The sequence below is a fragment of the Streptomyces sp. NPDC053541 genome, from assembly GCF_044544705.1.
Taxonomy (GTDB): Bacteria; Actinomycetota; Actinomycetes; order Streptomycetales; family Streptomycetaceae; genus Streptomyces.
On sequence record NZ_JBITXM010000011.1, the window covers coordinates 157875 to 170511 of the forward strand.

General features: G+C 76.2%; 12 protein-coding genes. 7 read left to right on the forward strand and 5 right to left on the reverse strand.

The genetic code is table 11. The annotated features are described in order from the left end of the window. Positions 1-154: 154 nt before the first annotated feature. The 5 genes from pcaH (at position 155) to pcaD (ending at position 4418) form a co-directional block, all read left to right on the forward strand. Positions 155-934, forward strand: coding sequence for a protocatechuate 3,4-dioxygenase subunit beta (pcaH, locus tag ACIGW2_RS27370; RefSeq protein ID WP_399846645.1), 780 nt, complete (start codon positions 155-157; stop codon positions 932-934). Beyond that, complete coding sequence (gene pcaG, locus ACIGW2_RS27375; RefSeq protein WP_391655454.1) at positions 931-1509, forward strand: protocatechuate 3,4-dioxygenase subunit alpha; 579 nt, start codon at positions 931-933, stop codon at positions 1507-1509. Before pcaH ends, pcaG begins: the two co-directional genes overlap by 4 nt. Continuing rightward, positions 1506-2888 (forward strand): 3-carboxy-cis,cis-muconate cycloisomerase, encoded by a 1383-nt coding sequence (gene pcaB, locus ACIGW2_RS27380; protein ID WP_399846647.1) that lies wholly within the window; start codon positions 1506-1508, stop codon positions 2886-2888. The genes pcaG and pcaB overlap by 4 nt, the downstream gene beginning before the upstream one ends. A 217-nt stretch (positions 2889-3105) precedes the next feature. After that, on the forward strand, positions 3106-3264 hold the full coding sequence (locus ACIGW2_RS27385) for a hypothetical protein (protein WP_391655456.1): 159 nt from the start codon (positions 3106-3108) through the stop codon (positions 3262-3264). Positions 3265-3266: 2 nt separating this feature from the next. Then, entirely contained in the window at positions 3267-4418 is a 1152-nt protein-coding gene (pcaD, locus tag ACIGW2_RS27390; protein ID WP_391655457.1) for a 3-oxoadipate enol-lactonase, read from the forward strand. Between the two features lie 51 nt (positions 4419-4469). Here the strand turns inward: pcaD and ACIGW2_RS27395 are convergent, their stop codons facing one another. Next, the gene (locus ACIGW2_RS27395; RefSeq protein ID WP_399846648.1) at positions 4470-6149 is read right to left on the reverse strand and encodes an IclR family transcriptional regulator C-terminal domain-containing protein; all 1680 of its coding nucleotides are present in this window, start codon (positions 6147-6149) and stop codon (positions 4470-4472) included. A gap of 193 nt (positions 6150-6342) precedes the next feature. Here ACIGW2_RS27395 and ACIGW2_RS27400 point away from each other — a divergent pair, with 193 nt between their 5' ends. Further along, positions 6343-7527, forward strand: coding sequence for a 4-hydroxybenzoate 3-monooxygenase (locus ACIGW2_RS27400; protein WP_399846649.1), 1185 nt, complete (start codon positions 6343-6345; stop codon positions 7525-7527). 42 nt (positions 7528-7569) lie between these two features. Here the strand turns inward: ACIGW2_RS27400 and ACIGW2_RS27405 are convergent, their stop codons facing one another. Further along, the gene (locus tag ACIGW2_RS27405; protein WP_391655460.1) at positions 7570-8172 is read right to left on the reverse strand and encodes a TetR/AcrR family transcriptional regulator; all 603 of its coding nucleotides are present in this window, start codon (positions 8170-8172) and stop codon (positions 7570-7572) included. Positions 8173-8308: 136 nt separating this feature from the next. On the opposite strand from ACIGW2_RS27405, the gene ACIGW2_RS27410 reads away from it, so the two are divergent. Continuing rightward, positions 8309-9196, forward strand: a complete 888-nt coding sequence (locus ACIGW2_RS27410) for an NAD(P)H-binding protein (RefSeq protein WP_391655461.1) — start codon at positions 8309-8311, stop codon at positions 9194-9196. Positions 9197-9561: 365 nt separating this feature from the next. Here ACIGW2_RS27410 and ACIGW2_RS27415 read toward each other — a convergent pair whose 3' ends face one another. The 3 genes from ACIGW2_RS27415 to ACIGW2_RS27425 form a co-directional block, all read right to left on the reverse strand. Then, positions 9562-10215, reverse strand: coding sequence for a lactate utilization protein C (locus tag ACIGW2_RS27415; protein ID WP_399846651.1), 654 nt, complete (start codon positions 10213-10215; stop codon positions 9562-9564). Beyond that, positions 10212-11618, reverse strand: coding sequence for a lactate utilization protein B (locus ACIGW2_RS27420; RefSeq protein WP_399846854.1), 1407 nt, complete (start codon positions 11616-11618; stop codon positions 10212-10214). Before ACIGW2_RS27420 ends, ACIGW2_RS27415 begins: the two co-directional genes overlap by 4 nt. 68 nt (positions 11619-11686) lie before the next feature. Beyond that, positions 11687-12409, reverse strand: coding sequence for a (Fe-S)-binding protein (locus ACIGW2_RS27425; protein ID WP_391655463.1), 723 nt, complete (start codon positions 12407-12409; stop codon positions 11687-11689). Between the last annotated feature and the right edge of the window lie 228 nt (positions 12410-12637).

Here is a 12637-nt window from a genome sequence, read left to right on the forward strand (position 1 = left end):
GCCGGCGACCCCGCCCCGGAGCCCGGGACACCCGCCACCGGCAGCCCGGCACCCGCGGCCCCGGCCGGCGAGGCCCCTGCCCGCGCCTGAGCGCGCCCGCCCCACCGCCTGACGCGCCCCGCCTTTCCGCCCCGAGAGGAAAGAACCCCTCCGCATGGACGACCAGCTCACCCAGGACCGCATCGACAGCGAGATCGCGGCCCTCCAGGACGCCTACGACACCGCCCGCGCCGCCGGCGCACCGCCCCGCCACCACCCGCCGCGCCACTACCCCCCGTACCGCAGCTCCCTGCTCCGCCACCCCCACCGGCCGCTGGTCGCCGTCGACGCCGCCGGCGACCCCGAGGCCGTCGAGCTCGCCGGGCCCGTCTTCGGGCCCACCGACGTCACCGAGCACGACAACGACCTCACCCGGATGCACGCCGGGGAGCCGCTCGGCGAGCGGATCACCGTCTCCGGCCGGCTCCTCGACCGGGACGGGCGGCCCGTGCGCGGACAGCTCATCGAGCTGTGGCAGGCCAACGCCTCCGGCCGCTACGCCCACCACCGTGACCGGCACCCGGCCCCGCTCGACCCCCACTTCTCCGGCGTCGGCCGCACCCTGACCGACGACCAGGGCCGCTACACCTTCACCACCGTCAAGCCCGGCGCCTACCCCTGGCGCAACCACACCAACGCCTGGCGACCCGCCCACATCCACTTCTCGGTCTTCGGCACGGCGTTCACCCAGCGCCTGGTCACCCAGATGTACTTCCCCGGCGACCCGCTGCTCGCCCACGACCCCATCATGCGCTCCGTGACCGACCCGGCGGCCCGCGAGCGCCTCGTCGCCCGCTACGACCACGCCCTGTCCGTCCCCGAGTTCTCCCTCGGCTACGCCTGGGACATCGTCCTCGACGGACCCGCCGCCACCTGGACGGAGGAAGGCCGATGACCACCGCGACCCCCGGCCCCCGGGCGTTGCCCACCCCCTCCCACACCGTCGGACCGTTCTACGGCTACGCCCTGCCCTTCCCCGAGGGCGAGCACGTGGCCCCCGCCGGGCACCCCGACCGCATCACCCTCCACGGGTACGTGCTCGACGGCGCCGGCGACCCCGTGCCGGACGCCCTCCTGGAGTTCTGGCAGGCCGCACCCGACGGCTCCCTCACCGGCGCGCCCGGCTCGCTGCGCCGCGACCCGGTCACCGGCGGCCATCTCGGGCGCAACGGCACCGACTTCACGGCCTTCGGCCGGGTCGCCACCGACGCCGACGGCCACTACGCCCTGCACACCCTGCCGCCCGGCAACCCCGGCCAACCCCACATCGCCGTCTGCGTGTTCGCCCGCGGCCTGCTCCACCACCTCTACACCCGCGCCTACCTCGCCGACGGCCCCGACCCCCTGCTCGACCGGCTCCCCGCCGACCGGCGCGCCACCCTGATCGCCGCCCCGGAGCCGCACCGCACCCACCGCTTCGACATCCGCCTCCAGGGCGAGCGCGAGACCGTCTTCCTGGAGTTCCGGTGACCCACCACGAGCACCACGACCCGGACCCCGGCCCGGACGGGCCGCACCTCGTCGACGCCGGTCTGCTCGCCCCGGTCCGCGCCGGACTGCCCGCCGAGGCCGCCACCGGCGACGGCGCCTTCCTGCGGGCCCTGCTCGACGCCGAGGCCGCCCTCGCCCGCGCCCAGGCCGCCACCGGGGCGGTGCCCGCCGAGGCGGCCCGCGCCATCACCGCGGCGGCCGCCGACGCGCACCGCTTCTCCCCGCACCGGCTCGCCCTCCAGGCGCGGGCGGGCGGCAACCCGGTCATCCCGCTCGTCGGCGCGCTGCGCGAGGCCGCGGGGGAGTGGGGCGCCCACGTGCACCTCGGCGCGACCAGCCAGGACGTCCTGGACACCGCCGCCATGCTGGTCGCCGCCCGCGCCCTCGGAACCGTCCTCGACGACCTCGCCCGCGCCGAGAGGGCGCTGGCCGCCCTCGCCGCCGCCCACCGCGACACCGTGATGGCCGGCCGCACCCTCACCCAGCACGCCGTCCCCACCACCTTCGGACTCAAGGCGGCGGGCTGGCGCTCCCTCGTCCTCGACGCCCGCGACCGCACCACCGCGGTACGGGACGGGCTGCCCGCCCAGCTCGGCGGCGCCGCCGGCACCCTGGCCGCCCTCGCCGACCACCGGCCCGACGGCGACGCGACCGGGCTGCCGGCCGCGTACGCCGCCGAACTCGGCCTCGCCGCGCCCCTCCTGCCCTGGCACACCCTGCGCACACCGATCGCCGACCTGGCCGGCGCCCTCGCCCACACCGCGGGCGCGCTCGGCAAGATCGCCGCCGATGTCCTCACCCTCGCCCGCACCGAGCTCGGCGAACTCGCCGAGGGCACCGGCGGCGGCTCCTCCGCCATGCCCCACAAGGCCAACCCGGTCCGCGCCACCCTCGTCCTCGCCGCCGCCCGCCGGGCCCCGCACCTCGCCGCGAGCCTCTACGGCAGCCTCGTCGCCGAGGACGAACGGCCCGCGGGCGCCTGGCACGCCGAATGGGAGCCGCTGCGCGAACTGCTGCGCCTGGTCGGCGGCGCCGCCCACCACACCGCGGCCCTCGTGGCGACCCTCCGCGTCGACCCGGCCGCGATGCGCGCCAACCTCGACCGCACCGGCGGCCTCCTCGTCGCCGAACGCCTCGCCACCGCCCTCACCCCCCGGCTCGGCCGGGCCGCCGCCCGCGACCTCGTCACCGAACTCGCCACCCGCACCCGCGCCGAAAGCCGCCCGCTCACCGAACTCCTCGCCGAGCAGGCCGAGTCCACCGGCCTCGACCCCGCCGCACTCGCGGCGCTCGCCGACCCCGCCCGGGCCACCGGCCACGCCGGGGCCCTCATCGACCGTGCTCTGGAGCGACCTTGACCATGACGGGCACCCTGCTGGGGCCCTGGCCTGCCCAACTCGTGGCCGGGTGGGCCGGCACCGGCCACGCCGGGGCCCTCACCGACTGCCCCCTGGAGCGACCTTGACCATGACCGGCACCCTGCTGGGGCCCTGGCCGGGCCCAACACGTGGCCGGGTGGGCCGGCACCGGCCACGCCGGGGCCCTCACCGACTGCCCCCTGGAGCGACCTTGACCATGACCGGCACCTCGCTGCGGCCTTGGCCTGCCCAACTCGTGGCCGGGTGGGACGAGTCCTCCGGCCTCGACCCCGCCGCACTCGCGGCGTTCACCGACCCCGCCCGGGCCACCGGCCACGCCGGGGCCCTCATCGACCGTGCTCTGGAGCGACCTTGACCATGACCGGCACCACCCCGGGGGCCCCGTCGGTCCTCCACCACATCTCGGAAGGCCCCGCCACCGCGCCCGTTCTCCTCCTCGGGCCCTCGCTGGGGACCTCCACCGCCCTGTGGGACGCCGTCGCGCCCGAACTGGCCGCCACCCACCGGGTGGTCCGCTGGGACCTGCCCGGGCACGGCCGCTCGCCGGCCCACCTCGTCGGGCCCGGCGCCACCGTCGCCGACCTGGCCCGGCTCGTCCTCGACCTCGCCGACGCGCTGGGCGCCGCACGCTTCTCGTACGCCGGCGTCTCCCTCGGCGGCGCCGTCGGCCTGCACCTCGCCGCCCACCACCCCGAGCGCGTCGAACGGCTCGCCGTGCTCTGCTCCTCCGCCCACTTCGGCGGCGCCGACCCCTGGCTCGCCCGCGCGGCCGAGGTGCGGCGCGAGGGCCTGGGCCGGCTCGCCGACACCGCAGCCGCCCGCTGGTTCACCCCCGGGTTCACCGTGCCCGGGCTGATCGAGGACCACCGCACCGCCGACCCCGCCGCGTACGCCGCCTGCTGCGACGCGCTCGCCGCCTTCGACCTGCGCGACCGCCTCGCCGGCATCACCGCGCCCACCCTGCTGGTCGCGGGCCGCGAGGACCCCGCCACACCCCCCGCCCACCTGCGGGAGATCGCCGACGCCGTGCCGGGCGCCGCGCTCACCGAACTCCCCGGCGCCTCGCACCTGGCCCCGGCCGAGCAGCCCGGCGCGGTCACCGCCGCGCTCCGCGCGCACTTCGGCTCGCCCTCCGGAGCCCTTGGACGGCACGGTACGGCGACCCGCCGCGCGGTCCTCGGCGACGCCCACGTCGACCGGGCACAAGCCCGGCAGACCCCGCTCACCGCCCGTTTCCAGGAGTTCATCACCCGCTACGCCTGGGGCGAGATCTGGACCGATCCGACCCTCTCGCGCCGCGAACGCAGCCTCATCACGCTCACCGCCCTCGTGGCTCGCGGCCACCACGAGGAACTCGCGCTCCATCTGCGCGCGGCCCGCCGCAACGGCCTGGACGACGCCGAGATCGCCGCCGCCCTCCTCCAGGCCGGCGTCTACTGCGGCGTGCCCGCGGCCAACGCCGCCTTCGCGGTGGCCCAGCGCGTCCTGGAGGACCCCGACGAGGCGTGACCCCGTGCCCGTGTGCCCGTGTGCCCGTGTGCCGCGGAGCCGCGGCGGGGCTCAGTGGGCGGGCACCCGGGCGAAGCGCTCCGTGACGTGCAGATCGGCCTCGATGCCGGCGATCGCCGCCGCCAACTCCGGCAGCACCTCGCGCACGCACTCCTCGGGCGTGCGGCGGCTCGCGTGCAGGGCCACGTTCACCGCCGCCACCGCCCGCCCGGCCCGGTCCCGTACCGGCATCGCGATGGACCGCAGTCCCTCCTCCAGCTCCTGGTCGACCAGCGCGTACCCCGCCCGCGCCACCTCGTCGAGCAGGGCGCCGAGCTCCGCGCGGTCCGTCACCGTGTACGGGGTCAGGGGCCGCGGCGCCGCCCCGGCGAGGCGCGCCGCGCGTTCCCCGGGCGGCAGGTCGGCGAGCAGCACCCGGCCCATGGAGGTCGCGTACGCGGGGAAGCGGGTGCCGAGCGTGATGTGGACGTTCATGATGCGGCTGGTCTCGACCCGGCCGGTGTACTGCACGTCGTCGCCCACCAGGACCGCGAGGGAGGTGGACTCGCGCACCCGCTCGGCCAGTCGGGCCAGGTGCGGCTGCGCGATCCGGGTGAGCGTCGTGCGCGACAGCGGCGGGAAGCCGAGGTCGAGCACCCGCGGCGTGAGCCGGAAGGCCCGCCCCTCCGTCGCCACGCAGCCCAGGTGCTCCAGGGTGATCAGGGCCCGCCGCGCCGTCGCCCGGGCCAGTCCCGTGGCTTCCGCGACCGCCGTCAGCGGCAGCTCCGCCCGGCCCGCGCCGAAGGCCGTGATCACGGTGAGCCCGCGCGCCAGAGACTCCACGAACTCCCGCCCCAGCTCCTGCTTGGAGTCCGCCGTCCAGGCCGCCAGGCCGCTCGGCGCGGCCGGTTCCTCGGCCGGCGCCTCTCGCAGCACCCGCTCCATCGCCGCGGCCGTCTCCCGCAGGCGCGGCAGCAGGTCCGCGCGCAGCGAGGCCGTGTCGTGGCGGCTGGTGTGGCTGACGGTGCTGAGCGCGCAGACGATCCGCCCGGCCCCGTCCCGTACCGGCACGGAGAGCGCCACCAGGCCCGGCTCCACGAGCTGGTCGTCGACCGCCCACCCGTGCCGGGCGGCCTCGGCGGCCCGCTCGGCGAAGTCCACGGCGTCGGCGCGCCCGCTCGGCGGGGCGGCCGGGAAGCCGCGTCCGGCCGGGTCGGCCGACCGCCGCTCCCGCCACGCCGCCCAGCCGGCCGCGTCCCACGCGGAGGCGAACAGCAGCCCGGGCGCCGTGCGTTCGGCCGGAAGCAGGTCGCCGATGCGGAAGCTCACCGACATCGCGCGGCGCCGGGTCGCCTGGTGCACGAAACGGATCCCGTCCCCGTCCGGCACGGCCAGGGACACCGACTCGTCGAGCTCGTCCGCGAGCGCGTCGGCGAGGCCGCCGAGCAGGCCGGGGAGCCGTACGGAGGCCAGATAGGCGTTGCCGAGTTCGAGCAGCGGCGGCGCCAGCACCACGTCGCGCCCCTCGACCCGCACATAGCCCATGCGGGCCAGCGTGCCGGTGATCCGGTCGACCGTGGAGCGGGCGAGCCCGGTGGCGCGCTCCAGCTCGCCCACCGGCATGCGCCCGCCCGCGCCGGTGAGCCGGCGCAGCACGCCGATCCCGCGCAGCAGCGGCGTCACCGCCTCGGGCGGGGCCGTGGCGGCGGGGTCGTCGACGTTCGCGTCGGTCGAGGGCGGCGGCAAGGGCATGGGCTCTCCGTGGTGGATCTTCGGTCCCCGGTCCCCGTAGTGAACACGACGTGGACCGGGCGCGGCAGCCCGTTGACAGGCGCACCGGACCGCGACCAGACTCCCAGCATAGTGAAAGTCTCTTCACTATGCGAACAGGCGGACGTGCGGGGGGCCCGAGCCACCCCCGGGTCCACGGCGACGAGGAGATTCCATGCGCACCACCGTCGGCATCATCGGCGGAGGCCCCTCCGGCCTGCTCCTGGCCCGGCTGCTCCACCGCTCCGGCATCGACAGCGTCGTCCTGGAGAGCCGCGACCGCGCCTACGTCGAGCGGCGGCAGCGCGCCGGCATCCTCGAACAGGCCACCGTCGACGCCCTGCGCGCCGCCGGAGCCGGCGCCCGCCTCGACGCCGAGGGCATCCCGCACGACGGCATCGAACTCCGCCACGACGGACGCGCCACCCGCATCGACTTCCCCGGCCTCACCGGCGGCCGGCGCGTCTGGGTCTACGCCCAGACCGAGGTCGTCAAGGACCTCGTCGCCCTCCAGCTCGCCGAAGGCGGCCCGCTGCTCTTCGGAGCCGAGGTCACCGCCGTCGAGGGCGCCGACACCGACGCCCCGCGCGTCCGCTTCGTCCACGAGGGCCGCGAGCGGACCCTCGACTGCGCCTACGTCGTCGGCTGCGACGGCTACCACGGCGTCACCCGGCACGCCGTCCCCGAGCACCAGCGCCGCACCCACGAGCGCACCTATCCGTACTCCTGGCTCGGCATACTCGCCGACGCACCGCCGGTCTACGACGAGCTGATCTACGCCCACTCCGAGCGCGGCTTCGCCCTCGCCAGCATGCGCTCGCCCGCCGTCAGCCGGCTCTACCTCCAGGTCCCCAACGGCACCGACCCCGCCGACTGGCCCGACGCGCGCGTGTGGGACGAGCTCGATGCCCGCCTCGCACTGCGCGCCGCCCCCGGCTGGCGGCTCACCCGCGGGCCCGTCACCCAGAAGGCCGTGCTGCCGATGCGCAGCTCCGTCACCGAACCCATGCGGTACGGTCGGGTCTTCCTCGCCGGCGACGCCGCCCACATCGTGCCGCCCACCGGCGCGAAGGGCCTCAACCTCGCCGCCGCCGACGTCGTCGTCCTCGCGCGCGCCTTCGCCCACCACCACGCGACGGGCTCGACCGAACTGCTCGACGCCTACTCCGACACCTGCCTGCGCCGGGTCTGGCGGGCCGAGCACTTCTCGTACTTCATGACCACCACCCTCCACACCGACCCGGGCCAGGACTCCTTCGACACCCGGCTCCAGCTCTCCCAGCTCGACCGGATCGCCGCCTCCCCGCACGCCGCCGCCGAACTCGCCGAGAACTACACCGGACTTCCCCTCGACCTCTGAGGACCCGGGTCCCGCGCGGCGCCCCGCGGCGGCCGAGCCCGCTCAGAGCTCGCCGTCGGGCGCCCGCAGGGCGTCGAGCCGCGCCGTCAGCCGGGCTCCCTCACGGCTCATCACCTCCGGCTCGCGCAGGGCGTTGGCCAGCAGCGACATCCCCTGGTACGCGCAGACCAGGGTGAGCGCCAGACCCTCCGGGTCGGCCATGCCCAGCGCCCGGAACTGCGCCGCGACCCAGTCGAGCAGCTCGCGGATCACCGCCCCGGCCTCCGCGTCGAGCGTGCCGTCGGCCCGCTTGTCGAGCTCGGCCGCCAGTGTGCCCGTCGGGCAGCCGTGCAGCGCGGCCATCTCCCGCTGCTCCACCCACGCGCCGACGAGGCCCTTCAGTCGCTCGCGCGGATCGGACAGTTCCTCCAGACGGGCCGTCAGCCCGGCCAAGTGCGCCCGGTGTTCGGAGAGCGCGGCCAGGACCAGGTCGTCCTTGGTCTTGAAGTAGTAGTAGACGTTCCCCACGGGCACCTCGGCCTCGCGCGCGATGTCGGCGAGCGTGGTGCGCTCGACGCCCTGCGCGTGGAGCACCCGCGCCGCCGCCGCGACGAGGCGCTGCCGCTTCTGCGAGGCCCGGGCCCGTCGATTCGCTGAGTCAGTCACCCGACTGACTATAGACAACCGCCCGTCCTCCGTGGTGTGCTGTCCTACGTCTTAGTCAGTCGACTAACTAACTTGCCGGCTGGCTGCCAACGCGCCAACCCACCAGCCCGTACGCGGGCCGATCCCAGGGGGACACATGATCACCGTCACCGGTGCCACCGGAAACATCGGACGCACGCTCGTCGAGCTGCTCGCGGAAACCGGCGAGGAGGTCGTCGCCGTGTCCCGGCAGGCCGATCCCGCCGCGCCCGCGACCCCCGGCGTCCGCCGGGTCCGCGCCGACCTCGGCACGGCCGAGAGCCTGCGCCCCGCGCTCGACGGCTCCCGCGCCCTGTTCCTGCTGCTCGGCGGCGACCTCAACAGCCGCGGCGAGCACCCGTCCGCCCTGCTCGACCTCGCGAAGGCGGCCGGCGTCGAGCGGATCGTCCTCGTCTCCTCGCAGGCGAGCGCCACCCGCCCGGACGCCGTCTCGCACGCCCGGCTGCGGGAGTTCGAGACGGCCGTACGGGAATCGGGGCGGGAGTTCACCGTGCTGCGCCCGGGCGGCTTCGCCTCCAACGCCTTCGCCTGGGCCGAGTCCGTCCGCACCCGCCGCACCGTCGTCGCCCCCTTCGGGGACGTGGCCCTGCCGGTCGTCGACCCCGCGGACATCGCCGCGGTCGCCGCGGCGGCGCTCACCGGGGACGGGCACGCGGGCCGCACCTACGAGCTGACCGGCCCCGAGCCGATCACTCCGCGCCGCCAGGCCGAGGTCCTCGCGGAGGCGCTGGGCGAGGACCTCGCCTTCGTCGAGCTCACCCGGGAGCAGGCACACGCCCACCTCGCCGGCTTCATGCCGGAGGAGGTCGTCACCGGCACCCTCGACATCCTCGGCACCCCGCTCCCGGCCGAACGGCGCGTCAGCCCGGACGTCGAGCAGGTCCTCGGCCGCCCGGCCGCGCCCTTCGCCGCCTGGGTGGCACGCAACCTCCCGGCGTTCCGCTCGTCCTCCGTCGGGGCGACGGTGGTAGGGAGCCCCACGTGATCGAGACGGCGCCGGTGGTGCGGACCGGCGACCGGTAGGTGATCGGGGAGCCGCCCCGGACGTTGCCATGGCTCCTGCCGTCGGCCTTGCTGGAGCCGGTGGAGCCGGCTCCGACGCCGAGGCTGGTCCCGGTGGTCCCGGTGGTCCCGGTGGTCCCGCTCGGCGTGGGCGCCGGGGTCGGGTTCGACGTGGACGTCGGGGTCGGCGTAGGCGGTGGCGTCGGGGTCTGCGGCGTGCACGTGCCGTCCGAGACCAGCGGGTCCTTGCCCGCGCCCGCCGTCCTCGCCGCGACGTCCGGCACGCAGGAGGCCGCGCCGCCCGTGGCCGCGAGGGCCGCAGGGGCCGGTACGGGGCCTCTCGGGCGGTCAGCCGGCGCCGAGCAGGAGCACGTCGAGCCGGCGCGGCCCGTGCACGCCCTCCACCCGGTCCAGCTCGATGTCGCTGGTCGCCGACGGGCCGGAGATCCAGGTGAGCGGGCGCCGCGGGTCGAGCCGCGGCAGGGCGAGCGGCACCGAGGCCACCACCTGGTCCGGCACCCGTACGACGCACAGGTGCACATCGGGTACGAGGGTGAGCGCGCGCCGTCCCTGGGCGGGGCCGGCGTCCAGGACGAGGGTGCCGGTCTCGGCGACGGCCACCGCGCAGCCGGTCACCACGGCGTCCGTGGCGTCCAGTTGTCGGGCCGTCAGTTCACCCTGGTCCGGGCGGAGTTCGATCTCGCGCGGGACCTCGGACAGCCACTCCTGCGGCAGCCCCGGCGGCACCACGACGCTCGCGGCCCCGTGCCCGGCGAGCAGCCGGGCGACGAGCCCCGGGAGGCCGGCCGGGTCGGTGCGGTGGACCACGGCCCGGTAGTCGGCGAGGTTCTCGTGCAGCAGGTCGACCAGGGCGGCCGGATCGTCCGGCACGTGCTGCCGCAGATAGGTCCGCTCCGGCTCGGGCGTCCCGGGCGCGCCGGCGACGGCGGCGCGGATCCGGCCGAGGACGAGGTCCCGGGAGGAGGGACGGGGGCGGCTCATGTGCGGTTCCTCTTCCACCAGTCGCGGAACGACTCCGCCGGCACCTCCGGCAGGTCGCGGCTCTCGGTCCAGGCCCCGGCGCCCGGCGGGCGCTTGGGGTGCAGGGCGCGGGTGCGGGAGGCCAGGCGTTCGCCCGCGGCCAGCAGTTTCGGGCGGTCCAGGACCCAGCCCGCCGCCTTCATGGCCGCCCGCTCCAGGCGGTGGCCGGGGCCGCCCGCCTCGGCGACCCGCTCGCGCAGGTGCACCAGGACCTCGGGGATGTCGATGGCGACCGGGCACACCTCGTAGCAGGCCCCGCAGAGCGAGGAGGCGTACGGCAGCGAGGCGTCGACCGCGCTCGCCGTGCCGCGCAGCTGGGGCGTGAGGATCGCGCCGATCGGCCCGGGGTAGACGGAGCCGTAGGCGTGCCCGCCGGCCCGCTCGTACACCGGGCAGACGTTGAGACAGGCCGAGCAGCGGATGCAGCGCAGGGCCTGCCGGCCGGTGGCGTCGGCGAGGACGTCGGTGCGGCCCGCGTCGAGCAGCACCAGGTGGAAGGCGCGCGGTCCGTCCCCGTCGGTCGTGCCCGTCCACATCGTGGTGTACGGGTTCATCCGCTCGGCCGTCGAGGAGCGGGGGAGGGTCTGCAGGAAGACCTCCAGGTCCCGCCAGGTGGGCACGACCTTCTCGATGCCGACGACCGAGATCAGCGTCTCGGGCAGGGTGAGGCACATCCGCCCGTTGCCCTCGGACTCGACGACGACCAGGGTGCCGGTCTCCGCCACCATGAAGTTGGCGCCGGAGACGCCGACCCTGGCCCGGAGGAACTTCTCCCGCAGGTGCAGCCGCGCCGCCTCGGCCAGTTCGGCGGGCGTGTCGGTGAGGTCGTCCGGGGCCGGCCGGCCCCAGGCGGCCATCTCGGAGCGGAAGATGTCGCGGATCTCGCCGCGGTTGCGGTGGATCGCCGGCACGAGGATGTGCGAGGGCCGGTCGTCGCCCAGCTGCACGATCAGCTCGGCGAGGTCCGTCTCGTAGGCGCGGATGCCCTCGGCCGCCAGGGCCTCGTTGAGGCCGATCTCCTGGGTGGCCATCGACTTGACCTTGACGACCTCGGTCTCGCCCGTCGCCTTCACCAGCTCGGCGACGATCCGGTTGGCCTCGGCGGCGTCGGCCGCCCAGTGCACGGTGCCGCCGGCCGCCGTCACCGACTCCTCCAACCGCACGAGGTAGCGGTCGAGATGGCGCAGCGTGTGGTCCTTGATGCGCCGGCCGGCCTCGCGCAGCTCGGCCCAGTCGGGCAGTTCGGCGACGGCCCGGGCCCGCTTGTCGCGGATCGTGCGGGTGGCGTGCCGCAGGTTGGCGCGCAGCGTCCCGTCGCCCACCGCCTCCCGGGCCGCCGCCGGGAAGGCCGGGAAGGCGGGCATGCTGAGGAACGTGCCGCCGCCAGTGGCGTCCTTCGTGCCGGCGGCGTCCTTCGTGCCAGGGGCGTCCTTCATACGAGGGGCTCCTTCTCCGTGCTCGCCAGGATCTCCGCCAGGTGCACCGGCCGCAGCTCCGGCAGCACCCGCATCCGGCTCATCGTGCCACCCAGGTGCATCAGACAGGAGTTGTCCGCCCCGCACAGCACCTCGGCGCCGCTGTCGAGCGCGTTGCGCACCTTGTCGGCGGCCATCGCCGCCGACACGGCCGGGTTCTTCACGGCGAACGTGCCGCCGAAGCCGCAGCACTCCTCGGCGCCCGGCAGCTCGACGAGCTCCAGGCCCCGCACCGCGCGCAGCAGCCGCAGCGGCCGGTCGCCGAGCCCGAGCATCCGCAGGCCGTGGCAGGACGGGTGGTAGGCGACCCGGTGCGGACAGTGGGCGCCGACGTCGGTCACCCCGAGGACGTCGACCAGGAACTCCGTCAGTTCGTAGGTGCGCGGCCCGAGTTCGGCCGCCTCGGGGCCGAAGTGCCGGTAGTGGCCGCGGACCATCGCGGCGCACGAAGCGGACGGCGTCACCACGTACTCGTAACCCTCGAAGGCCCGCACCGTGCGCCGCACCAGCGGCGCCGCCTCCGCGCGGTACCCGGTGTTGAACTGCGGCTGCCCGCAACAGCTCTGCTCGGCCGGAAAGTCGACGGTCACGCCGAGACGTTCGAGGAGCCGGACGGTCGCCACCCCCGTCGCCGGATACAGGGCGTCGTTGACGCAGGTGACGAACAGGGCGACGCGCATGGGTGGGGTCCTCCGGGTCGGGGGCGCCCCTCGGGGCGGCCGGCGAGTCGTTCGATGTCCCGGTCGAAGCGTTGCAGAGCGGCGGCGAAGGCGGGGCGAAGAGCGGCGGTCTCATCCCGGCGTGCCTGCCCGTGGGCGTCGGCCGCAACCCCACCCGGAGGAGCCGGCCCCACCCGGAGGAGCCGGCCCCACCCGGAGGAGCCGGCCCGGCCGCCGGGTCGGCCCCGG